Origin of the sequence: Pseudomonas sp. HMSC067G02 (assembly GCF_001813485.1) — a bacterium.
Classification (GTDB): domain Bacteria; phylum Pseudomonadota; class Gammaproteobacteria; order Pseudomonadales; family Pseudomonadaceae; genus Pseudomonas; species Pseudomonas aeruginosa.
This window is the reverse complement of sequence record NZ_KV812685.1, coordinates 34,504-55,466: the sequence shown is the minus strand read 5'-3', so window position 1 is coordinate 55,466 and position 20,963 is coordinate 34,504. Positions and strand designations below refer to the sequence as shown.

Genomic DNA, 20,963 nt, shown 5'->3' with positions numbered 1-20,963 from the left:
AGGCCAAGGCACGTGCGCAGATAGACGTCCGCACGTCGGCGCAGGGTACAGCCCGGCGGTGACAAAGAACTTTCCGGGCGGCACCCAGTCCCAACCAGCACGACAGCATTCAGGTGGTCCGCCATGACCGACAGCAGCCCTTTCCAGCTCCTCACCGAGGCCTTCCAGGCCGAGTACCGGGTCAACCTCAGCCTGGAGCGGCCGGACGGCAGCATCGTCCTCACCCTCTCCAACGAACGCGGGGTCGCCGCCAAGCGCCTGATCCGACCGGCGCAACTGCATGACCTGGAACAGTTGCAGCGGATGATCGAGAGCATCCGCTTCGGCATCGCCATCGAAAACGGCACCAGCGCGCCGCAACTGTTGCAGGAGATGACCCAAGGCAAGGCACGCTGGCCGATAGCTATCTGATGGCAGCGGCGACCTGCGCGCGTCCTTCGCCGGCGCCGAAATAGGCGGCCAGCACCGCCAGGTCGCGGTCTTCCAGCACCCCCGCCAGCTGGCGCAGGCGCAGCCAGGCGTTGAGGTAGGCGTAGCGCGCTTCCGCCAGGTCGCGGCGGGCGCCGTAGAACTGCTGTTCGGCGTCCAGCACGTCGCGATTGACCCGCTCCCCGCCGGCGACGCTGCGCCGCGTCGCCGTCACCTGTTCGCGCGCCGCCGCCACCGCCATCTCATAGGCACGCACCTTGGCCAGGCTGCTGGCGGTCAGGTCGAACTGGCTGTGCAGGTCATTGATCACACTGGCCACCTGGGCATCCAGCTCGGCCTGGGCCTGGGCGTACTTGTCGCCGGCCTGGCGGGTCGCCGCCGACACCCGCCCGCCCTCGAACAGCGGCAGGCTGAGACGCAGGCCGACACTGTCGGTGTCGTATTTCTGCTCGTAGGTGCTTTCCGAAGCCGAGTGCGTCTTGCTGCTGCTGGCGTAGAGGCTGAGCCTGGGCAGGTGGCCGGCACGATTGCGCTCCACCTCGTAGGCCGCCGCCTCCAGCGCATAGCGCTGGGCGCCCAGCTCGGCGCTGCGTTGCAGGGCCACCTGGCGCCAGCCCTCGAAGGTCGCCGGTTGCAGGCGCAACGCCGGGAAACGCTCGATGGGCGCGGCCAGTTCGCGATCCTCCAGTGCCTGCCCGAGCATCGCTTCCAGCGTACGCCGCGCCGCCGCCGCACGATCGCCGGCGGCGATCTCCTCGGCGCGGGTCAGGCTCAGCCGGGCGCGGGTCTCCAGCAGGTCGGTGCGGGTGCCCTCGCCTTCCTCGAAGGCACGCTGGTTGAACGCCAGCTGGGTTTCCAGGGCGCGCCGCTGGGCCTCGGCCAGGACCACCTGCTCGCGGGCGAACAGGGTTTCGCTGTAGGCGGCGAACAGGCGCACCGCCAGTTCCTGGCTGCGCCCGCGGAACTGTTCGTCGGCGAACAGCGCCTGGGCCTCGCCCTGGCGGTAGCGCGCGTAGGCCTCGTAGTCGAACAGCGGCTGCTCCAGGCTGAGGGTCGAGGCGTAGCTGCGATAGTCGCGCTCGACGCGGGCGTCGCCCTGGCTGACGGTGGAGTCGTTGCGCGCCTTGTTGTAGTCGTAGCGCAGGCTCGGCAGCAGGCCGGCACGGCCGATGGCGCGGTTTTCGCTGCCGGCGCGGCGCTCGTGGAGCGCCGCCTGGAAGGTCGGGTCGTGGCGCACCGCCAGTTGGTAGGCGTCCAGCAGGCCCAGCGCCTGGGCCGAGGAGGCCGAAAGCAGCGCGGAGGACAGCAGGCAGGCTCGCAGGCGATTCATTCTTCCCCCAGCGCCAGGTGGGTACGGTCGGCCAGCGGCTTGAACAGGTAGTTCAGCAGCGAGCGCTCGCCGCTGCGGACGAAGGCCTCCACCGGCATCCCCGGGCGGATCTCCAGGCCGGCCAGGCGACGTACGCCCTCCTCCCCTACGCGGATGCGCACCCGGTAGTACGGCGCCTCGCTGCGCTCGTCCAGCAGGCGGTCGGCCGAGACCAGGGTCACTTCGCCCTCCACCCGCGGCGTAGTGCTCTGGTTGAAGGCGCTGAACATCAGCTCCACCGGCAGGCCGACGCGGACCTTGTCGACCATCTCCACCGGCAGCCGAGCGTCCACCAGCAGCGGCTGGCGCTCCGGGAGGATTTCCATCAGTTGCTGGCCGGGCGCGATCACGCCGCCCTCGGTGAACACTTCCTGGCCGACCACCAGGCCGGCGACCGGCGCCCGTACCTCGCTGTTGGCCAGGTCGAAGCGCGCGCTGGCCAGGCGATTGCGCAACTCCTCGGCGCGCACCTGGGCGTCGGCCAGGCTGGCGCGCACCTCTTCCTGGAACTTCTCCCGCCGCTGGGCCATGCGCAGGCGCAGTTCGAGGATCTGCCGGCGGGTACTGCCGAGGCTGCCGAGGTCGCCGGCGATCTCGCCGTTGACCTGGGCCAGCAGGCGCTCGCTGTCGAGCAGGCGGTTGCGCGGCACGTAGCCCTCGCTGGCCAGTTGGCGCAGGCCGCGCAATTGTTCCTCGAGGGCGGCGCGCTGCTGCTCCTTGCTGCGCAGCGCGGCTTGCAGGCCGTCCAGTTGCGCCTGGCTGCCGGCGACCGTCTCGGCGAGACCATCGAGTTCCAGGCGCAGCGCCCGCCGACGGCTGTCGTGCAACTGCCGCTGCTGTTCCAGCAGGGTCGGCAGGCGCGGGTCGTCCAGCGCCAGCAGCTCGGCGGGAAACTCGATCCGCGCCTTTTCATCGCGCTCGGCGCTCAGCCGCGCCAGACTCGCCAGCGCCGCCAGGTACTGGGCGAACAGGCCATCGGCCTGGGCCCGGGCCTGGGTAGCGTCCATCTCCAGCAGCACCTGTCCTGCCTCCACCCGCTCGCCTTCGTGCACGCGGATGTGCCTGACCAGGCCACCGGTAGGGTGCTGCACGGCCTTGCGGCTACCGGCCACCATCACCGTGCCGGAGACCCCGACCCCCTTGTCCAGCGGGGCCAACCCGGCCCACAGGAGAAAGCCGACGAAGCCGAGCAGCACCAACCCCCAGCCGAGCCGGGAAAAACGCTTCTCGTCCAGTTCCAGCGCCGCGCCGCCGACTTCGCGCAACCGCGCCTGGCCGCTCATCGCGCCGCTCCTCCCGGCACACCGCCGACCGGCATCCCCGGTCCCGGCCGGTAGCCGAAACCGAACGCCGGCGTCGGCCGTGTCGGCGCCGGGGCCGCAGCGGCCGGCGGCGAGGCGCTGGCAAGCACCTCGGCGGTCGCGCCGAAACGCTGCAGGCGTCCGCCATGCAGCAACAACAGCTTGTCGGTCAGCGCCAGCACCGCCGGCTTGTGGGTGACCAGCACCAGGCTGCTGCCGTGCCGGCGCATCGCCGCGATGGCCTCGGCCAGGGCCGCCTCACCCGCCTCGTCGAGGCTGGCATTGGGTTCGTCGAGCACGATCAGCGCCGGTCGCCCGTACAGCGCGCGGGCCAGGCCGATGCGCTGGCGCTGGCCGCCGGAGAGTCCGGCGCCGCCGTCGCCAAGGCGCGTGTCGTAGCCCTGCGGCAGGCGCAGCACCAGGTCGTGCACGCCGGCCAGGCGCGCCGCCGCCACCACCTTCTCGGCATCCACCTCGGCGAAGCGCGCGATGTTCTCGGCGATGCTGCCGGCGAACAGTTGCACGTCCTGGGCCAGGTAGCCGATGTGCGGCCCCAGTGCCGCCGCGCTCCACTGCCGCAGGTCGGCGCCGTCCAGGCGCACCGCGCCGGACAGCGGCTGCCAGGCGCCCACCAGCAAACGCGCCAGGGTCGACTTGCCGGAACCGGACGGCCCGATCACGCCGAGCGCTTCGCCAGGCTCCAGGGCGAAACCGAGGTCCTGCAACAATGCCTGCTCGCGTCCCGGCGCGGCCGCGCAGAGCCGCTCGACGCGCAACGCGCCGCGCGGCGCCGGCAGCGGCATGCCCAGGGCAGCCGGCGGATTCTCCTCGAGCAGCCGCGCCAGCCGCTGGTAGGCCTGCCGCGCGCCGCTCCACTGGCGCCAGACCGCGATCAACTGGTCGATGGGGCTGAGCACGCGGCCCATCAGGATCGAGCCGGCGATCATCATCCCCGGGGTGATCAGGCCTTCCACCGCCAGCCAGGCGCCGAGGCCGAGCACCAGCGACTGCAAGGCCAGGCGCACGCCCTTGGAGGTCGCGCCGATCGCCGCGCTGCGCTCGCTGCCGAGGTTCTGCCGGGCAAGGAAGGCCTGGTGCTGGGCGAACCAGCGCGCACGCATGGCCGGCAACATGCCCATTGCCGCCAGGGTTTCCGCCTGGCGCAGGTTGGCCGAGGCCTGCTGGGTGGCGAGGATCGACAGTTGCCCGGCCTCGGCCAGCGGTTCGCGCGAGCGGCTTTCGTTGACCCAGGCGAGCAGCACCAGCAACAGCGCCCCAACCAGGGCGAGCAGGCCGAGCCAGGGGCTGAAGAGGAAGATCACCAGCAGGTAGAGCGGGAACCAGGGCGCGTCGAAGAAGGCGAACAGGGCGTTGCCGGTGAGGAACTGGCGCAGGTTGGTCAGGTCGTTCAGCGCCTGCCCGGCGGCCTGCTCGCCGCGCTCCAGGCTGGCGCGGAACGAGGCGTCGTAGATGCGCTGGTTGAGTTGCATGTCGAGCTGGCCGCCGAGGCGGATCACCACCAGGCTGCGCACCCACTCCAGGGCGCCGAGCAGCAGGTAGAGGCCGAGCACCATGAGGGTCAGCATCAGCAGGGTCATGTGGTTGCCGGAGCCGAGCACCCGATCGTAGACCTGCAGCATGTACAGCGACGGCGCCAGCATCAGCAGGTTGATCACCGCGGTGAACAGCGCGACGCTGCGCAGCGCCGGGCGGAAGCGGCCGAGGGTGGCGAGGATTTCATTGCGCGGCGAGGCCGGCCGGAGCTTCATCGGAGTCGGGTCCTGTGGGTGTCCGGGCCGCGAGCGGGCCCGGAGGACATTGCGGCAGTCTCCGCTTGCCGGGCACGGCCGGCGGAGGAACAATCCGGGGGCCGCCGTCGCCACGGGTGCGAAGCGCAGCGACGGCGGTTCGTGCGCCGGAGAGGAGCGCCAACTCCTCTCCGGCCTTTAGCGCAAGCAGTCCACGAACGCTATCGTGGACAGTTGCTCAGGCCGCCAGGGCCAGGTCGTGCGGCAGTTCCTGCACGCCGACCACGCCGATTTCCGCCGCTGCCGCAGCCGGGGTGGCATGGGCGACGCCGGCCGCGGCCAACTGGTCGAAGGTGGAGTTGATCGACAGGCTCGGGTCGACCGCTTTCAGCAGCGCGTCGATCTGCCCCTGCAGGGCGCTGCTGTCACCGCTCATCAAGCCGTAGACCACCTTGTGCACGGTGCCGTCGCGGCCCTGGGCGATCGGCGAATCCAGGCCCAGGTTGCTGAAGCTCACCTCCTGGCTGTCCAGGGCGTAGCCACCGCTGGAGGCGCCGCCGGTCAGGGTGTCGCCGAGGGCGATGCTGTCCAGCTTGCCCCACAGGGTGTGGCTGGGGTTGCTGAACAGGGTGTAGTGGAGGTCGCCGCCGGCGATGAAGGCCGCGTCGCTGGCGGTGCTCTTCAGCGCGTACTGGCTGCCGTCGAACGGACCGGGGTTGAAGCCGCCGGTATTGCTGCCGTCCACCACCTGGCCCGGACGATGGTTGACGTCGCCGAAGTAGGCCGACCAGTCCGCCAGGTAATCCGCTACGGTCCAGCCGCTGTAGGTGGTGCTGTAGGAAATCGAAATGCTCATGCCAAAACTCCAATTCAACGAGTGGTGAATGCCGGAGCGCACGGATGCCCGCTCCGGTTTTGCCCTTCACTGGGCAAAACGGGGATCAGAACTGGTATTCGAGGGTGCCTTGCAGGGTCCGCCCGCGACCGAGGGTGAAGGCCAGCACGTCGCCCAGCGGCACCAGGTAGGCGCGGTCGGTGACGTTCTCCATGGCCAGGCGCAGGGTCAGTTCGTCGCTCACCCGGTAGCTGCCGTACAGGTCGTAGACGGTGTATTCCTTCCAGTCCGCCGGGTACACGCCGGCCTGCGACACCGTGGCGCCGCCAGCCACCGAGTAGCCTTCGCTGTAGCGGGCACGGGCGCCGACGTCCAGCCTGCGGTCGAAGAAGCGCATGCCCAGGGTCAGCGAGCCGCGGTCCATCGGCATGTGTTCGGCGGAGCCGAGCACCGCGCTGCAATGGGTGGCGGCGTTGGCCTGCTCGTCCGGCCGCATGTCGATCACCGGCGGGCGGCGACCGCTGCCCTTCACCGTCTGGGTGACGCCGCCGAGCCAGGCGGTCTTCGAACAGAAGTCGTTGCTGCCGATCATGTGCGTGTAGGAGAGCTGCCCGTAGGCCAGCCCGGCATCGTAGTCGAGCTGGTACTCGACGCCACGGAAGCGCGTGCTGTCGAGGTTGTTGACGTAGGCGCTGTTGCCGATCCCGGCCATGCCGTAGCCCGGCGGCTGCATGCCCATGCCCATGAAGATGAAGTCGTCGACCCGGGTGTCGAAGTAGGCGACCTTCAGGCCCAGGCGGTCGTCGCTGAACCAGAGGTTCTCCTTCAGCACGTTGAAGCCGACTTCCCAGGCCTTCGAGCGCTCCGGACTGAGGAACGGATTGGGGTACATGTTTTCCGCGCCGCCGCCGTGGGGGCGGCCGGTGATCAGGCTCTCGGTCACCGCCGGCGGGCGCCAGCCCTTGCCGTAGGTGGCGAACAGCTGCAACCAGTCGACACCGGGCTTGACCGACAGGCCGAAGGTCGGCGAGAAGCGCCCCTCCTCGCGGTCGACGGCGTATTGCAGCGGCATGTCGGTCTGCCGGGTAGTGCCAAGGATGAAGGTGCGCGCGTTGAAGCCGGTGTCGCCGCGCAGGCGGTAGCGGTCGTAACGCAGCCCGGCGTTGAGGTTGAGCCAGTCGTCGTAGTCGTAGTCGAGACGGGCGAACAGGCTGCCGAGGGCGCGATCGCCCTTGGGGGTCATGCCTTCGGCCGCGGGGAAGTCGACCGCCGAGGTGCTCGCCCGCGGCTGGCTGGAGTCCGGCCGCACCTTGTCGTAGAAGAACTCCAGGCCATAGTTGGCGCGCAGCGTGGAGAGCTCGTCGAGAGCGAAGGTCGAGGTGTTCTGCGCCTGCGCGCCGTAGGTGTCGGTCTGGTAGGTGATCGAGTAGCCGGGGGTGATACCGCGTTGCAGGGTCTGCTGGCGGTTGCGGTTGTCGACGTAGTAGAGCTTGGCCTTGAAGTCCACCAACGGGTTGTCCGGCGCGTAGCCGTAGTCGATGGCGAAGTTCTGCGCACGCACGTCGCTGCTGCCGAGCTTTTCCCAGAGCGCCTGGTTCTCGGTGTTGAGCATGTTGGCGTCGTCGTAGGACACCTGGGTGGTCAGGTAGCTGAACTGCAGGCGCTGGTCCTGCGGCAGGGCGACGCCAAGCTTGGCCAGTCGCGAGCGCATCACGTAGCCGGAGTAGGCCACCGGCGAATGCTTGACCCGCTGCCCGGCCTCGGGATTGAACCAGGCGCCGGTGCGCAGCTCACCGATGCTGCCCTTGGTCCCCGGGTCGTAGTCGCCCAGGTGGCGCTCGCTGGCGGCGACCAGCATGTCCCAGGCCTCGGTGCCGATGGCGAAGGCCGCGCTGCCGATGAAGTGGGTGCCGTTGGCGTCGCCGCCCAGGCCGCTGGTGAGGCGCACCCGGCCACCGACCTGCTTGCCCGGCTTGACCAGGTCGCGGGCCTCCAGGGTGCGGAAGTTGGCGATCCCGCCGATCACCCCGGCGCCGCCCATGGCCGAGCTGGCGCCCTTGTCGATGACCACCTCGCTGAGCAGCTCGGGATCGACGTAGAGCGTCCCGTTGCGCTGCTGGTGGCCGCTCTGCTGGTAGTTCTGGCGCATGCCGTCGACCGACATGTTGACCCGCCCGTAGTCCTGGATGCCACGGATGTTCACCGACAGGCCGGGGTCCTGCTGGCTCACCGAGGAGTACACCCCGGGGGTTTCCTCGAGCATGTCGGCGGCATGCCGCCGCGGGTTGCGCTCGATCTGCTCGCGGCCGATCACGCTGACCGAATGCGGCGTCTGGTAGACCCAGTCGTCCGGACGCGCGGCGGAGATCACCGAGGGCGACATCTGCACCAGGTCGTCCTGGCTGACGCGGATCAGGCTCAATTGGTCCTTGCCGGAGAAGCGGTATTCCACCGGGCTGCCCTGGAGCATCTGGCTCAGGCCGTCGGCCAGCACGTATTCGCCGTGCACCGCCGCGCTGCCGAGACCGGCGAAACGCTGGCTGTCGAAGAACACCTGGACCCCGGCCTGCTCGGCGAATCGCAGCAGGGCGCGGTTCAGCGGTTGTGCCGGGATGTCCAGCCGGACCCGGCGCAGCGCGGTCTGCTGCTGGCTCGCCGAGTCCGCCCCGTCTTGCGCATGCAGCGGTAGCGCGGCCGTTCCAAGCAGGACCAGGCCCAGCCCCAGGGCCAGTTGCGCCCCCTTGCGACCGCCTCGCACGGCACTCCATCCACGATGTTTCATGACAGCGCCTACACTCCATCGTTTTGTGTAATAAGAATCAGTCTCGTTAAGAGAACGATGGAGGCAGGGAAAGTCAGTAACGGAAATCGAGAAAATTTTTCGCCGGCGGGATCCACGGCTCGAAAATGCGCTTCCCGGCCCCTGCCGGAACAAGCGCGCGGGGCGACTGCCCGGCCCGTGGTCGAGGCTCTCGGAAGCGATCGCGCCGCTCAGTACAGCAGCGTCACTCCCGCCAGGCCCAGGCTGCGCACGCCCAGCTCATCGCTGATCGACTGCAACGAGGCCTCCAGGTCGGCGACCCGGAATACCCCGCTGACCCGCCGCTGCGCCAACGCACCGGGAGCCACCAGCAAATGCCCCGGCCGGTAGCGATTGAGGCGCGCCACCACCTCGCCCAGCGGCTGCTCGTCGAAGACCAGCAGGCCGCGCCGCCAACTGGTCAGGTCGTCGAGGCGACCGCCCAGCGGCGCCTCGACGCCGCCCTCCGCGCTGTAGCGCAGGCTCTCGCCCTCGCCCAGCTCGCGGCGCCCGACGGTCCCCGTGCGCGGATGCGCCAGGGCCACCGCGACGCGGTGTTCGAGCACCCCGACCTGGACGCTGCCGTCGTCGTTGCGGCTGACCAGGAACCGAGTGCCCAGCGCGCGAGTGCTGCCGCCGGCGCTTTCCACCACGAAGGGCCGGGTCTCCCGGCCCGCGCGTGGGGCGGCGCGGAAGATCGCGCTGCCTTCGAGCAGGCGCACCCGTCGCTCGCGGCTGTCGTAGGCGACATCGATGGCGCTCTGTGCGTCCAGCTCGACCTCGCTGCCATCCACCAGCCGCAGGATGCGCACCTCGCCCTTGCCAGTGGCGTGGTCGGCCAGCCAGCTCACGCCGGCGTCGCGTTCGTTCCAGGCGCTGCCCAGGGCCAGCAGCACCGCCGCCGCCGCGGCCCAGCCGCGCCAGCCCTTGCGCCGCCCCCCGGCGCGGCGCGGCGCGCTGGCGACCGGCGTCTGAACCATCGTCCGCGGTTCGGCCAGCGATCCCAGCTGTTTCCAGGTCCGTTGCGCCAGCGCCAGCGCGGCCGGGTGCCGGGGGTCGGCCGCCAGCCAGCCGTCCAGCGCTTCGCGCCGGGACCGGTCGAGGTCGCCGCCGTCCAGGCGGATCGCCCATTCGGCGGCCTGCTGGCGGATCTGCTGTTGTTCCTGGGGGCTGTTCACGTGCGGCTCTCGTTGGTCGTTATAGAGGTTCAGACGCGCGAACCGGCAAGACTCGGTAATCCATTCAGCGGGAATCCTCGAGTGCCTGCATCACATGGGCCAGGGCGCGGGCCAGGTGCTTCTGCACCGAGCTATCGGAGATTTCCAGGCGTCTCGCCACCTCGGCATGGGTCAGCCCCTCCAGACGGTTGAGGCGGAAGATCTCACGGGTGCGCGGCGGCAGTTCGGCGACTATCTCGCGCAGGCGGGCAAGCGCATCGGCATCCACCGCGGACTCCTCGGGGCCGGGCTGGTCGGCGACGAACCCGGCGAGGTCGTCGTTGGGGCGGGTCTCGGTGCGGCGCCGCCGTTCCTGCCGGTAATGGTCGATGGTGAGGTTGTGCGCGGTGCGGTAGAGATAGGCGTCGACATGCTCGATCGGCTCCTTGTGCCGCTGCTCGGCCAGGCGCAGGAAGCTTTCCTGCGCCAGGTCCGCCGCCAGGTGCGGATCGCGGGTCTTGCGCAACAGATACGACTGCAACTGCCGGGCATGCCTGAGAAACAGTGCCTTGAGATCCTGCTCCGCCAACGGCGCATCCACCCACGTCCTTTCAGAAGGGCAGCAGCATATTTTTTATGATAATGATTTTCAATCGTATTCTTGTGAGATGCCGGGCTCAGCCGAACACCGAGCCGCCGCCGAGGTAGGCCAGGCCCGCGCCAAAGGCCGCCAGCGCCAGCGGCGGGCGCATCGGCGCGTCGTTGATGGCGAAGGCCAGTTGCGCCAGCGGAAACAGCAGCAGGCAGAGCAATGCGCAGGGGATCGAACGGCGGCCGCCGCTGGCCACGGACCAGACGTAGCCGATGAGCAGGAGGGCGAAACCGAGGTCTTGCATGCCGGGCATCCTTGCGGGGCGGAAGGTATGCGCCGCGCAACGGGCGGCAGGCGCGCAACCTTAGCAGAAGCGCGGGAGCCGAGGAAAACCCGGCGCGGCCCGTGCCGCGCCGGGTTCGCTCAATTGCCGCTGCAACCGCTGCCCCAGGCCTTGTACTCGACGGTATGCCGCTCGCCCTGCGAGTCCTCGTAGACCAGGCGCGCCGGGACGATCCCACAGGCGCTCCACAGGTCGGTCTTGTAGATCACCCGGGCGATGTCCAGGCGCCCTTCCACGTAATGCTGGCGGAGCGATTTCGAGTCCGGGTTGGGTCCGTAGGGCTGCTGCTGCGCCTGGGCCAGCGGCGCCAGGCCGAGCAGCGCGACAAGTGCCAACGGGATCACTCTCATGAGGATGTCTCCTTGGTAGAACGTTCAGCCTGAAACTACGCTGCGGAGACTGTCAGGCTCATGAGCCCGGCGTGACATTTCTGTCAGACGACGACCGCCCCGGCAATGCGCCAGCAATCCTGGCGCTATCCACGGACGGCAAGACGCCATATACTGTATGGATAACCAGTCAAAGCAACCTTGCGACTCAGAAGGCACAGAGGTGATGAATGGCCGTCGAAGTGGTGTACCGCAGCAGCCGGGATCAGGAGCGTTTGTTCATGGACAAGGCTGAAGCCGATCGTTACGACAAGATGCTGGAGCTGGCGGAAACGCTGGCCGAGGTGCTGCAGAAGGCGGTGCCGTCGCTGAAGGAGGAACAGGTGGAAGAACTCGGCATCTTCATGGCGAAGAACCGCGACGCCTTCGCCCGCGCCTTCAAGAACCAGCCGGACGCCCTCAACGAACTGTTCGAGGAAAACGCCGCGGACGAATGAGCCGCCGCTGCAAGCAAAGCGCAAGGAGCCGAAACATGCCGCGACAACTTGCCGGCCTGCTGTGCGTCCTCCTCGGCCTCGCCGGCGCCCCTGCCCTCGCCTGCCCGTTCCGGGCCACGGACGCCGAGACACCGGCAGTCTCTGCCGGCGCCGCGCAGGTCCTGGCCCTGGGCGGCACCGGCAGGCTGCAACTCGACCTGCAACGGGCCCCCGCCACCCTGCTGCACAGCGGCGACCTGCTGATCGCCCGCTACGCCGAGGGTCACTACCTCGCCCACCGCCTGCTCGAAGGCAACGAGATGGGCGCGGACGAGGGCGAACGGCTCGACCTTCCGCGACAGGTTCGCCTGCTCTTCGGAGCCCTGCCGCTGGACGGCCTGCCCGACGCCGAGCGCGAGCGTCTCCAGGCGCAGCGCCAGGCCCTCGGCCTGTGCGACCGGCGCGCCAGCGCCAGCCGCTACCGCGTGGCCGGCACCGAGGTCTATCGCCTGCGCGGCAGCCAGGCCGGCAAGCCCTACCACGCGCTCTACCTGCTCGACGGTCCCCAGGTGCACTACCTCGACAGCTCCGGCAGCGACGCCTTCGTCGAACAACTGCTCGCCAGCCTGCGACGCCGCTGAGTCCGCGCGGCGCTTGTCCGACCCGCGCCCGGCTTGCCGGAAACCGGCGCTTGCCGTACAACGCCCGGCAGCCCCATCGACCAGGAAGGCCCCATGCCCGCTCTCCCCGCCTCCCCCGTCCGCTCCCGACGCTGGCGCCTGGACCGGCGCAGCCTGCTGCTGGCACTGCTGCTGTTCGGCCTGCTGGTCCTGCTCGCCACCCTGGGCCGGCATTGGGGCTGGATACGCAGCTTCGGCGGCGACCTGCTGGCGGTGGTCTGGCTCTACTACCTGATGGGCAGCGCGCTCAGGGCGCCGGCCGCCTGGCTGGCATCCGCCGCCTTTGCCGTCGGCGCGCTGCTGGAACTGGGCCAGTACCTGGCGGCGCAACTGCATTGGCAATTCTCCAGCCCCGTACTGCGCATCGTTCTCGGCAGCACCGCCGACGGCTTCGACCTGCTCGCCTATGCCCTCGGCGCGCTGCTGGCATGGTGGCTGGAGCGCCGGCGCTGATCAGCCGTCGGGCTGCTCCAGGGCGTTCACCAGTACCTTGAGGAAACGCGCCGCCTCGCCACCGGTGGCGGCGCGGTGATCGAAGGTCAGCGAGAGCGGCAGGATCGGGTGGATCGCCATCTCGCCGCGCCAGGCCACTACTTCGTCGCGGATGCCGCCGGCGCCGAGGATGGCCACCTGCGGCGGCACCACCACGGGGTTGGCGTAGCGGCCGAACAGGGTGCCGAAGTTGGATAGGGTCAGGGTCGCGCCGAGCATTTCCGCCGGCGGGATCGAGCGTGCCTGGACGTCTTCGCGCAGGCGCCGCATACCGGCGCGCAGGTCCTCCGCCGAACGCGCACCGACGTCGCGCAGCACCGGCACGAACAGGCCGTCCGGGGTGTCCACGGCGATCCCCAGGTCGAGCCGCTCATGCAGTTTCAGCGACAACGAGGCGCCATCGAACCAGGCGTTGAGGGTCGGCTCGGCGCGACAGGCCTCGGCCAGCGCCTGGGCCAGGCGGATCAACGGGTCGCGTGCGGTCTTCCAGCGATGCAGGTCGGCGTCGCCGTAGATCGTCACCGGCACCACCTCGGCATGCGAGCGCGCCATGTTCAGCGCCATGCTCCGCCGTACCCCGCGCAAGCGCTCGCCGCCGAAGCGTTCGCGGGCGCCCTGGGCGGCGGCCTCGACGTCGCCGCGGGTGATCAGGCCATCCGGGCCGGAGCCGCTCAGGCCGGCCAGCTCGACGCCCTGCTGGCGGGCGAACTGGCGCACCGCCGGGGTCGCGCGCGGTGCCAGGTGCTCGCGGGTGGATGGTGCGGCGCCGATGAAGAAACGGTCCTCCAGGGCGCTACCGCCGCCCTCCAGGCGCCCCACCACGGTACCGGCGTCCGCCTCCTCGCCCTCGAAGCCCACCAGCGGTTCGCCGACGTGGAGAATGTCGCCCTCGGCGCCGAACAGCTTGCCCACCACCCCGTCGTAGGGCGCGGGGATGTCCACCAGCGCCTTGGCGGTTTCCACCGAGACCAGGCGCTGGTCGGCGCACACGCTGTCGCCGGCCTTGACGTGCCATTCGACGATTTCCGCTTCCTGCAGGCCCTCGCCCAGGTCGGGCAGCTTGAAGTGCTTCATGGTCGTCTCCCCTCGGCTCAGGCGTAGCCGAGCACGGTGTCGCAGGCCGCCAGGATGTCCTCCACGGCGGGCATGTACAGCGCTTCCAGGCGGTACAGCGGCGGCGGGATATCGGCCGCGGCGACCCGCTGGATCGGCGCCCGCAGATCGAACAGGACGCGCTCGTAGAGGCTCGCGGCGATTTCCCCGCCGAGGCCGCCGCTCTTCGGCGCCTCATGGACGATCACGCAGCGACCGGTCTTGCGCACCGAAGCTTCGAGGGTGTCGAGGTCGAGCGGCTTGAGGCAGGCGACGTCGATCACTTCGGCCTCGATGCCGCGCTGCGCCAGGCGCTCGGCGGCCTGCAGGGTCTCGTGGACGCTGGCGCCCCAGCTGACCAGGGTCAGGTCGCCGCCTTCGCGGAGGGTGAAGCAACTGTCCAGCGGCAGGCGCCGGGCGTCGTCCGCCAGCGGCTGCGGGTTCATCCGGTAGAGCCGGGTCGGTTCGAGGAAGATCACCGGATCGGGATCGTCGATCGCCGCCAGGAGCAGGCCGTAGGCCCGCGCCGGCGACGACGGCACCAGTACGCGGACGCCGGGGATGTGCGCGAACATCGCCTCGGTCGCCTCGCTGTGGTGCTCCGGCGCGCGGATTCCCGCGCCCATCGGCGTGCGCAGCACCAACGGGCAGGCCAGGCGGCCGCGGGTGCGATTGCGCAGGCGGCTGGCATGGGACACCAGTTGCTCCATGGCGGCGTAGATGAAGCCCATGAACTGGATCTCCATCACCGGCTTCAGGCCCTGGGCGGCCATGCCGATGGACAGCCCGGCGATCATGTTCTCCGCCAGCGGCGTATCCAGCACCCGCTTGAAGCCGAAGCGCTCGCGCAGGCCGAGGGTGGCGCGAAACACCCCGCCGTTGACCCCGACGTCTTCGCCCAGCACCACCACCGCCTCGTCCTCGGCCATGGCCCGGTGCAACGCCAGGTTGACCGCCTCCAGAAGGGCCAGGCGTTTCGCTTCGCCGTTGCGCTCATTCATGTTCGGCCCCTCCCTGCCGCCGCGCGGCGCGTTCCAGCAATTGCTCGCGCTGCTCCTCCAGGGCCGCCGGCCAGCGCGCGTAGACATGCTCGAACAGTGCCTGCGGCGCCTGCGCGGCGAACGTCTCGAAACGCTCCACCGCCTCCTGCACCCGCGCCTGGCACTCGCCCACCAGCGCCTGCTCGCGCTCCTCGTCCCACTGGCCGCGGCCGGCGAGGAAGGCGCGCAGGCGCTTGATCGGCTCCTCGCGCCAGGCCTGGTTGACCTCCTCGGCGGAACGGTAGCGGCTGGCGTCGTCGGCCGTGGTGTGGTCGCACAGGCGATAGCTGATGCACTCCAGCAGGGTCGGCCCCTTGCCCTGGCGCGCGCGCTCCAGGGCCGCGCGGACGCGTTCGGCGACCGCCAGCACGTCGTTGCCGTCCACCTGTTCGCCGGGGAAGCCGGCACCCACCGCCTTCTCCGCCAGGGTCGGCGCGCCGCACTGGATGCGCCGCGGCACCGAGATCGCCCACTGGTTGTTGTTGACCACGAAGAGCACCGGCAACTGCCAGGCGCCCGCCACGTTCAGCGCCTCGAGGAAATCGCCCTTGCTGGTGGCGCCGTCGCCGCAGGTGGTCACCGCCACCCGGTGCTCGCCGCGGATGCGGAACGCCGAGGCGACCCCGCAGGCATGCAGGGCCTGGGTGGCGATCGGCACACAAATGGGAAAGTCCTGCGCCGCCAGCGGTTCGGCGTAGTCGCTGCCGCGCTCGTCGCCGCCCCAGTAGAGGAGGATGTCCTCCATGCGCACACCGCGCATCAATTGCACCGCGGTATCGCGGTAATAGGGCACCAGCACGTCTTCGGCGCGCATCTGGCTGCCGATGGCCACGCCGATGGCTTCCTGGCCGAGGGTTGGCGCATAGGTGCCGATCCGTCCGGTACGCTGGAGGGCCACCGCCTTCTGGTCGAACAGGCGGGTCAGGAGCATCTGCCGGTAGAGGCCGACCAGCGCATCGCTGTCGCCGGCCCAGGCGGGCAACTCGCCGAGGGGCCGACCGTCGCTGTCGAGGTAGCGGGTGAAAGGCGGGTCGATCCGGTTGTGAACCATCGCAAACCTCCTCCGCACGCCGGGTAGGCGTGCCGCTCAGGGTCGCGCCGCGGGTGGCGGCGTGCACGCGCGGCACCGCGGGGGTGGCCCGCACTGCCGCTGGCGAGGCCCGCTGGCGGCCTCGCCGGAAACGCCGGCCCGTCACTGCGGGCCGTAGAGAATCCGTTCCGCCAGACGGTCGGCGATCCGCGCCGGCGACTGGTGGTCGGCCTGGGCATGGGCATAGATCTCGGTGAGCCGCGCGGGAATCCGCGCCAGGTGCGCGGTGATGCTGTGCGGATCGGCGCCGCGGTGCTTGAGGGCGACGTAGATCAGGCCGCCGGAGTTGATCACGTAGTCCGGCGCATAGAGGATGCCGCGCGCCTCCAGCTCGTCGGCGACCTCCGGCCGCTCCAACTGGTTGTTCGCCGCCCCGGCCACCGCCGCGCAGCGCAACTGGCTGACGCTCTGGCTGGTGAGCACGCCGCCCAGCCCGCAGGGCGCGAGGATGTCGCATGGGGTGGAAAGCAATGCCTCCGGCGCCAGCGGATGGGCGCCGAGCTGCTCGACGGCCAGTTGCACCCGGCCGGGATCGAGGTCGCAGACCAGCAGCTCGGCGCCGACCGCCGCCAGTTGCTCGGCCAATGCGTAGCCGACGTGGCCGAGCCCCTGCACCGCGACCCGCAGGCCTTCCAGGTCGTCGCTGCCGAGGCGCGCCTGGGCGCTGGCGCGAATCCCGGCGAACACGCCGAGGGCGGTATGCGGCGAGGGGTCGCCGGCCTGGGTGGTGCTGGTGACGTGGCGGGTCTGCTGGGCGATGCAGTCCATGTCGGCGCTGGAGGTACCGCTGTCCACCGCAGTGATGTAGCGTCCGCCGAGGCTTTCGATGAAGCGCCCGAAGGCCTCGAACAGCGCGCCGCGATTGTCCAGGTGCGGCGGGCGGATGATCACCGCCTTGCCGCCGCCCTGCTCCAGCCCGGCCAGGGCCGCCTTGTAGCTCATGCCCTGGGCCAGGCGGATGGCGTCGCCGATGGCGGCTTCGTCGTTGGGGTAAGGCAGGTAGCGACAACCACCCAGTGCCGGGCCGAGTCGCGTGCTGTGGATGGCGATAATGGCCTTGAGTCCCGTGGCCGGGTCTTGGGCGAGGTGGAGACCCTCGAGCCGGGCCGCGTCCATCATGTCGAACATGCTGGGGCTCCCCTGCTTGCTGCTTGTTGTCCGGGCCGGGCCGTTGCCGCCCGGCACCTTCAGTATAGGCAGGCGTCGGCGAAACGCCCGCAAGGCCGACGACCAGGCGGCAGCGCTCGCCGAGCCGGGTACTGGACGAAGCTTCGGCGGACGGTTACAACCTTGGGGTCCGCCCGCTCGAAACCGGCCCCGGCGTGCTCCGAACGGCCCGTCCGCAGCGATCCAGGCGCACCAGGAGGAAAGCCATGGACCCGCGTCAAGCCTGCCTCGATTGTCTCGCCCAGGAACCGCCAGCGCTGTTCGAGGCGGCCCTGTGGATCGCCGCGGAGCACCTCCCGGCGTATTCGCCCGCCCACGCCCTGCGCGAGCTCGACGAACTCGTCCGGCAGATCGGCGCGAGCCTGGACGACCGCGCCTCGGCCAGCGAGCGCGCCCAGGGGTTGCTGCGGCGAATGAGCGAACAGGGTTTCTGCGAGGACGACGACTTCCCCCTGCAACCGCGCTCGGCCCTGCTTCCGCTGGTGCTGCAGCGGCGCCAGGGACAGCCGTTGTCGCTGGCGCTGGTGGCCATGGAACTGGCGCGGCGGCTGGACATTCCGCTGGTCGGAGTGAACTTCCCGGGACGCTTCCTGCTGCGCGTGCCGCAGGCCGACCATCTGCTCGACCCGGCCACCGGACGGCGCCTCTATCCCACCGACTGCCGCGAACTGCTGCTGCGCCTGCAGGGGCCGAAGAGCGAGCTGCAGGCCGCCTACCTGAAGCAGGCCTCTCCCGGGGAAATCCTCCAGCGTCTGTCGCGCAACCTGCGACAACTGCACAGCGCCGCCGGCGAGCCGCTGGCCGCGCTGAAGGATGCCCAGCGGGTGATCGAACTCGGCCCGGTGGGCGCCGCCGACCACGAGGCCCGCGCCGGCCTCTATCGGCAACTGGATTGCCCGCAGGCGGAACGCTACGACCTGGAACGCGCGCTCTTGCTCAGCGACGATCCCACCGAGCAACTGCGCCTCGGCCAGCGCCTGGGCGAACTCGCCCCGCCGACCGGCCGCGCCCTGCACTGAGGCCGCTCAGGCGAGCAGGCCGAGGGCCTTGGCCCGCGCCACCGCCTGGGTCCGGCGGGCCACCCCGAGCTTGCCGTTGATCCGCCGGGCGTGGGTCTTCACCGTGTGCAGGGAAATGAACAGTTGCTCGCCGATCTCCTGGTTGGAGCAGCCCTGGGCGATCAGGCCGAGCACCGCCAGTTCCCGGCAACTGAGCGGACTGAGCCCCTCCTCTTCTTCCCCCGGCAGGGCGGCGAACAGTTGCGGCTGGCGATCCCGCAGTCGCCGCTGCGGCAGTTGCAGGCCCAGCCGCTCCGCCAGTTCCAGGCCGCTGCGCAGGGTTTGCTGGGCCTGGGGCAATTGTCCGGAGAGGAACTGGCACTCGGCGATACCCATGCGCACTTCGCAGAGCAGCGTCTGCCGCCCCTGCGCCTCGAGAATGGCGAGCAGCCCGCGCAGCCGCGCTTCGGCGGCGGCAGCCTCACCGCTGTAGAGTTCGGCCAGCGCCAATTGGTGCTCTACCCGCGCTTCCAGCTCCGGTTCGGAGGGCGGCGACAGGCGCGCCCGTCCCGGCTGGAAGTAGGCGCGGACCCGCAGCAGGATCTCCCGCGCCTGCGCCGGCCGTCCCTGCTGCAGGGTCAGGGCGGAGCTGACCAGCAGTAGCGCGCCGCGATACAGCGGATCGGGGACATGGCGCTGCTGCATCAGCCGCTCGACCTCCAGCAGGCGGTTGAACGCCGCGTCCAGGTCGCCCTGCCCGGCTTCCAGCAAGGCCAGTCCCAGGTAGCCGTAGAGCGCCCAGGGATCGAGATTCTCCCGTGCCTGCTCCAGCCCCAGCCGATACCAGTGCCCGGCCTCGACCTCGCGGCCCTGCTGCAGGCACAGGCGCGCGCGGCGCAGGGCGATCCGGCCGAGCATCGGGCTGCCCTGCTGGCCGAGGTCCTCCAGGTAGCGCTGGGCGCGATCGAGGACGCCTTCCGCGCGCAGCAGTTCGCCGCGCTGCTCCAGCCACTGCGCCCGCTCCAGTTCGATCAACGCCTCGAAGATCAGGCTGTCGTGCTCGCGCGCCAGGCGCAAGGCATCGCGGCCGATCAACCGCGCCTGGTCCATCCGCCCCTCGATCATCGCCAGTTGCATCAGCGCCGAGCGGCAGATCAGTCCCTGCGACCAGGCATCCTCCGGCAGTTGCTCCAGCGCCTCGCGCAGGTAGTCGGCGGCGCCGCGCTCGCCGCGGCAGTGCAGGAGGATCCCGAACAAGCCCTGCCATTGCGCCAGCAGCACCCGCTGGCGGGACGCCGAGGGCATCGGCAGGAAGCGCGCCAACTGGCCGATGCAGTCCTCGGCTTCGGCCAGGCGTCCGGCGTAGAGCAGCGTCCAGGCATTCAGGATCACCAGGCGCGGCGTGCTGGCCAGCAGCGCCGCCGGCAGTTCGTCGCGCAGGGCCAGGACCATGCCGATGTTGTGGCCGTGCAGCAATTGCTCCTCGGTGAGCTTCTGCAACAATCCGGCGGCGGTTTCCGGTTCGTCGGCGGCCAGCGCCTGGTCGACCGCCTCGCGGGTCTCGCCGTGTTCGGCGAACCATTCGCAGGCTTCCCGGTGGAAGTCCCGCTGCGGGCGCTGCGGCGCTTCGCGCCAGGCCTCGCGGATCGCCGGCGGCAGGCTGTAGCGCTGGTTCGTATCGGCCAGCAGGGGGAAGCCCCGCGCCAACAGGTCGTCCAGCCCGTGGGGCAGTTCCTCGAACAGCCGGCGGAACAGCTCCGGACCGACTTGTGGCAGCCAGGCCAGGGCACGCGCGGCGTCGGCCAGCGGCGGCGGCAGCTCGTCGAGCAACTCGTGCTGGAGGTATTCCTGCAACAACGGTCCGGCCGTCTCTTCGCCGACCAGCAGGCGCAAGCGCAACGCGGCGCACCAACCGCCGCTGCGTTCCAGCAGTGCCCCGGCCGTAGCGGCATCGGCGCTGCGCCCGTGCAGGCGGAGCAGTTCGGCGACCTCGTCGGCATCGAACGCCAGCAGGCCGCCGTCGACCTCCAGCAACTCCCCTTCCAGCAGCAACCGCGCCAGGTTGCACTGCGGCCGCCGCCGGCTCGCCAGCCACCAGCCCACCCGTGGCGAGGCCGCGCTCAACAGGCGATCAAGGCAGGCGTCGAGGGCGGGGTCGGGGTGTCGTGGGTAATCGTCGAGCAGCAGCCACAGCGCGGAAGCGTTACGCAGCCGCCGGCACAGCTGCGCTTCGTCGCTGTCCTCGGCCAAGCCGAGGGCGCCGGCCAGACGGCGGCGGAAGGTCGCGGGGTCCAGCGCTTCCCCGCCCAGCGCCAGCCAGACCACCTGCACGCCAGGCGGCGCCCGCCGCGCGCATTCTCCGAGGAGGACGGTCTTGCCGCTGCCGGCGGGCGCGCAGAGCAGTCGCAGGCGGCATTCGCCGCGCAGCAGCGGCTGGTGCAAACGGGGCCGCGGCAGGTGCTGCGGCGGCAGCCGCGGCAAGGCGGCGGGCAGCTCGGTCGGCTCGGTCATGGCAGTGCTCTTGTTCTGTCGAAGCGCCTTGCCGGGAGCCTAGACCGCGCCTGCCCCGCTGCTGAACGATGATTGCGCCGGGTGATGGGCCGTCATAACGAACGAGCGCGTCGGCACAAGCCGCCACGCTCGTCGCGACTGGCCGGGACTCAGCGTACCCCGGCGTTGCGCAGGGCGGCCGGCGTGTAGTCGGCGGACGAGGCCTTGAAGCCGAACTCGTAGCCGCGCTTCTCCTCGTTGTTCATGCCCAGCGCCAGGTAGCGACCGGCGATCACGTCGTAGAGCGCCTCCAGGGTGTAGCCGGCGACCTTCTGGTCGTAGTGGTACTGCGCGTGGCCCTCGCCGACCCGCCAGAGCTGGCCGCGACCGTCGTAGTGGTCGACCAGGGCGATCTGCCAGCTGTCCTCGTCGATGTACATGTGGCGCTTGGCGTAGATGTGCCGCTCGCCCGGCTTCACCGTGCCGACCACTTCCCACACCCGGTGCAGCTCGTAGCGGGTCAGGTCCTGGTTGA

At 70.3% G+C, this 20,963-nt stretch carries 20 protein-coding genes; 5 read left to right on the top strand and 15 right to left on the bottom strand.

Annotation, left to right across the window (positions count from 1 at the left end; all coding sequences use genetic code 11):
* The first annotated feature begins 123 nt into the window (after positions 1-123).
* Positions 124-411: a DUF3509 domain-containing protein gene (locus HMPREF2914_RS16585; RefSeq protein ID WP_003098669.1), complete on the top strand. Its 288-nt coding sequence runs from the start codon at positions 124-126 to the stop codon at positions 409-411.
* Here the strand turns inward: HMPREF2914_RS16585 and HMPREF2914_RS16580 are convergent.
* From HMPREF2914_RS16580 to HMPREF2914_RS16540, 9 genes are all read right to left on the bottom strand, one after another.
* On the bottom strand, positions 404-1,759 hold the full coding sequence (locus tag HMPREF2914_RS16580; RefSeq protein WP_015502553.1) for a TolC family outer membrane protein: 1,356 nt from the start codon (positions 1,757-1,759) through the stop codon (positions 404-406). The two genes, HMPREF2914_RS16585 and HMPREF2914_RS16580, sit on opposite strands and share 8 nt — an antisense overlap.
* Positions 1,756-3,081 (bottom strand): HlyD family type I secretion periplasmic adaptor subunit, encoded by a 1,326-nt coding sequence (locus HMPREF2914_RS16575; RefSeq protein WP_017149244.1) that lies wholly within the window; start codon positions 3,079-3,081, stop codon positions 1,756-1,758. The genes HMPREF2914_RS16580 and HMPREF2914_RS16575 overlap by 4 nt, the downstream gene beginning before the upstream one ends.
* Positions 3,078-4,868: a type I secretion system permease/ATPase gene (locus tag HMPREF2914_RS16570; protein WP_023092621.1), complete on the bottom strand. Its 1,791-nt coding sequence runs from the start codon at positions 4,866-4,868 to the stop codon at positions 3,078-3,080. The genes HMPREF2914_RS16575 and HMPREF2914_RS16570 overlap by 4 nt, the downstream gene beginning before the upstream one ends.
* Positions 4,869-5,085: 217 nt before the next feature.
* Entirely contained in the window at positions 5,086-5,703 is a 618-nt protein-coding gene (gene hasA / locus HMPREF2914_RS16565; RefSeq protein WP_003091842.1) for a heme acquisition protein HasA, read from the bottom strand.
* An 85-nt stretch (positions 5,704-5,788) separates the two neighbouring features.
* On the bottom strand, positions 5,789-8,464 hold the full coding sequence (hasR, locus tag HMPREF2914_RS16560; RefSeq protein ID WP_031278642.1) for a heme uptake receptor HasR: 2,676 nt from the start codon (positions 8,462-8,464) through the stop codon (positions 5,789-5,791).
* Positions 8,465-8,673: 209 nt separating this feature from the next.
* Complete coding sequence (locus HMPREF2914_RS16555) at positions 8,674-9,660, bottom strand: FecR family protein (RefSeq protein ID WP_003138216.1); 987 nt, start codon at positions 9,658-9,660, stop codon at positions 8,674-8,676.
* Positions 9,661-9,724: 64 nt separating this feature from the next.
* Positions 9,725-10,240 (bottom strand): RNA polymerase sigma factor, encoded by a 516-nt coding sequence (locus HMPREF2914_RS16550; protein ID WP_003107536.1) that lies wholly within the window; start codon positions 10,238-10,240, stop codon positions 9,725-9,727.
* Between the two features lie 76 nt (positions 10,241-10,316).
* Positions 10,317-10,535: a hypothetical protein gene (locus tag HMPREF2914_RS16545; protein WP_003112066.1), complete on the bottom strand. Its 219-nt coding sequence runs from the start codon at positions 10,533-10,535 to the stop codon at positions 10,317-10,319.
* Between the two features lie 119 nt (positions 10,536-10,654).
* Positions 10,655-10,924: a DUF2790 domain-containing protein gene (locus tag HMPREF2914_RS16540; protein ID WP_003091850.1), complete on the bottom strand. Its 270-nt coding sequence runs from the start codon at positions 10,922-10,924 to the stop codon at positions 10,655-10,657.
* Between the two features lie 209 nt (positions 10,925-11,133).
* Here HMPREF2914_RS16540 and HMPREF2914_RS16535 point away from each other — a divergent pair, with 209 nt between their 5' ends.
* The 3 genes from HMPREF2914_RS16535 to HMPREF2914_RS16525 all read left to right on the top strand — a co-directional run bounded on the left by HMPREF2914_RS16535 (position 11,134) and on the right by HMPREF2914_RS16525 (position 12,512).
* On the top strand, positions 11,134-11,400 hold the full coding sequence (locus HMPREF2914_RS16535) for a YebG family protein (RefSeq protein ID WP_003091854.1): 267 nt from the start codon (positions 11,134-11,136) through the stop codon (positions 11,398-11,400).
* A 35-nt stretch (positions 11,401-11,435) separates the two neighbouring features.
* The gene (locus HMPREF2914_RS16530) at positions 11,436-12,020 is read left to right on the top strand and encodes a hypothetical protein (protein ID WP_023092619.1); all 585 of its coding nucleotides are present in this window, start codon (positions 11,436-11,438) and stop codon (positions 12,018-12,020) included.
* Positions 12,021-12,113: 93 nt separating this feature from the next.
* Complete coding sequence (locus HMPREF2914_RS16525) at positions 12,114-12,512, top strand: DUF2809 domain-containing protein (protein WP_003107529.1); 399 nt, start codon at positions 12,114-12,116, stop codon at positions 12,510-12,512.
* Here HMPREF2914_RS16525 and HMPREF2914_RS16520 read toward each other — a convergent pair whose 3' ends face one another.
* From HMPREF2914_RS16520 to HMPREF2914_RS16505, 4 genes are all read right to left on the bottom strand, one after another.
* Positions 12,513-13,625: a dihydrolipoamide acetyltransferase family protein gene (locus HMPREF2914_RS16520; RefSeq protein WP_014603957.1), complete on the bottom strand. Its 1,113-nt coding sequence runs from the start codon at positions 13,623-13,625 to the stop codon at positions 12,513-12,515. It lies immediately after the preceding gene.
* A 17-nt stretch (positions 13,626-13,642) separates the two neighbouring features.
* A complete protein-coding gene (locus HMPREF2914_RS16515) occupies positions 13,643-14,644 on the bottom strand; it encodes an alpha-ketoacid dehydrogenase subunit beta (protein ID WP_003091856.1) in 1,002 nt (333 codons plus the stop codon).
* A complete protein-coding gene (pdhA, locus tag HMPREF2914_RS16510) occupies positions 14,637-15,734 on the bottom strand; it encodes a pyruvate dehydrogenase (acetyl-transferring) E1 component subunit alpha (protein WP_003091858.1) in 1,098 nt (365 codons plus the stop codon). The genes HMPREF2914_RS16515 and pdhA overlap by 8 nt, the downstream gene beginning before the upstream one ends.
* Before the next feature lie 141 nt (positions 15,735-15,875).
* Positions 15,876-16,901: a Leu/Phe/Val dehydrogenase gene (locus HMPREF2914_RS16505; protein ID WP_003091859.1), complete on the bottom strand. Its 1,026-nt coding sequence runs from the start codon at positions 16,899-16,901 to the stop codon at positions 15,876-15,878.
* Between the two features lie 245 nt (positions 16,902-17,146).
* On the opposite strand from HMPREF2914_RS16505, the gene HMPREF2914_RS16500 reads away from it, so the two are divergent.
* Positions 17,147-17,959 (top strand): SirB1 family protein, encoded by an 813-nt coding sequence (locus tag HMPREF2914_RS16500; RefSeq protein WP_003091860.1) that lies wholly within the window; start codon positions 17,147-17,149, stop codon positions 17,957-17,959.
* A gap of 6 nt (positions 17,960-17,965) precedes the next feature.
* Here the strand turns inward: HMPREF2914_RS16500 and HMPREF2914_RS16495 are convergent, their stop codons facing one another.
* Both HMPREF2914_RS16495 and HMPREF2914_RS16490 read right to left on the bottom strand, forming a co-directional pair.
* On the bottom strand, positions 17,966-20,449 hold the full coding sequence (locus tag HMPREF2914_RS16495; RefSeq protein WP_009313639.1) for a LuxR C-terminal-related transcriptional regulator: 2,484 nt from the start codon (positions 20,447-20,449) through the stop codon (positions 17,966-17,968).
* A gap of 149 nt (positions 20,450-20,598) precedes the next feature.
* On the bottom strand, positions 20,599-20,963 hold a 365-nt coding region (locus HMPREF2914_RS16490), incomplete at its 5' end, for a DUF1329 domain-containing protein (protein ID WP_139148071.1).

Bases quoted from the DNA above. Each gene is read 5' to 3' on its own strand.
- hasA (WP_003091842.1), bottom strand. From the start codon at position 5,703: ATGAGCATTTCGATTTCCTACAGCACCACCTACAGCGGCTGGACCGTA.
- HMPREF2914_RS16530 (WP_023092619.1), top strand. From the start codon at position 11,436: ATGCCGCGACAACTTGCCGGCCTGCTGTGCGTCCTCCTCGGCCTCGCC.
- HMPREF2914_RS16545 (WP_003112066.1), bottom strand. From the start codon at position 10,535: ATGCAAGACCTCGGTTTCGCCCTCCTGCTCATCGGCTACGTCTGGTCC.
- HMPREF2914_RS16515 (WP_003091856.1), bottom strand. From the start codon at position 14,644: ATGAATGAGCGCAACGGCGAAGCGAAACGCCTGGCCCTTCTGGAGGCG.
- HMPREF2914_RS16575 (WP_017149244.1), bottom strand. From the start codon at position 3,081: ATGAGCGGCCAGGCGCGGTTGCGCGAAGTCGGCGGCGCGGCGCTGGAA.
- HMPREF2914_RS16525 (WP_003107529.1), top strand. From the start codon at position 12,114: ATGCCCGCTCTCCCCGCCTCCCCCGTCCGCTCCCGACGCTGGCGCCTG.
- pdhA (WP_003091858.1), bottom strand. From the start codon at position 15,734: ATGGTTCACAACCGGATCGACCCGCCTTTCACCCGCTACCTCGACAGC.
- HMPREF2914_RS16495 (WP_009313639.1), bottom strand. From the start codon at position 20,449: ATGACCGAGCCGACCGAGCTGCCCGCCGCCTTGCCGCGGCTGCCGCCG.
- HMPREF2914_RS16585 (WP_003098669.1), top strand. From the start codon at position 124: ATGACCGACAGCAGCCCTTTCCAGCTCCTCACCGAGGCCTTCCAGGCC.
- HMPREF2914_RS16500 (WP_003091860.1), top strand. From the start codon at position 17,147: ATGGACCCGCGTCAAGCCTGCCTCGATTGTCTCGCCCAGGAACCGCCA.
- hasR (WP_031278642.1), bottom strand. From the start codon at position 8,464: ATGAAACATCGTGGATGGAGTGCCGTGCGAGGCGGTCGCAAGGGGGCG.
- HMPREF2914_RS16580 (WP_015502553.1), bottom strand. From the start codon at position 1,759: ATGAATCGCCTGCGAGCCTGCCTGCTGTCCTCCGCGCTGCTTTCGGCC.
- HMPREF2914_RS16505 (WP_003091859.1), bottom strand. From the start codon at position 16,901: ATGTTCGACATGATGGACGCGGCCCGGCTCGAGGGTCTCCACCTCGCC.
- HMPREF2914_RS16540 (WP_003091850.1), bottom strand. From the start codon at position 10,924: ATGAGAGTGATCCCGTTGGCACTTGTCGCGCTGCTCGGCCTGGCGCCG.
- HMPREF2914_RS16520 (WP_014603957.1), bottom strand. From the start codon at position 13,625: ATGAAGCACTTCAAGCTGCCCGACCTGGGCGAGGGCCTGCAGGAAGCG.
- HMPREF2914_RS16535 (WP_003091854.1), top strand. From the start codon at position 11,134: ATGGCCGTCGAAGTGGTGTACCGCAGCAGCCGGGATCAGGAGCGTTTG.
- HMPREF2914_RS16570 (WP_023092621.1), bottom strand. From the start codon at position 4,868: ATGAAGCTCCGGCCGGCCTCGCCGCGCAATGAAATCCTCGCCACCCTC.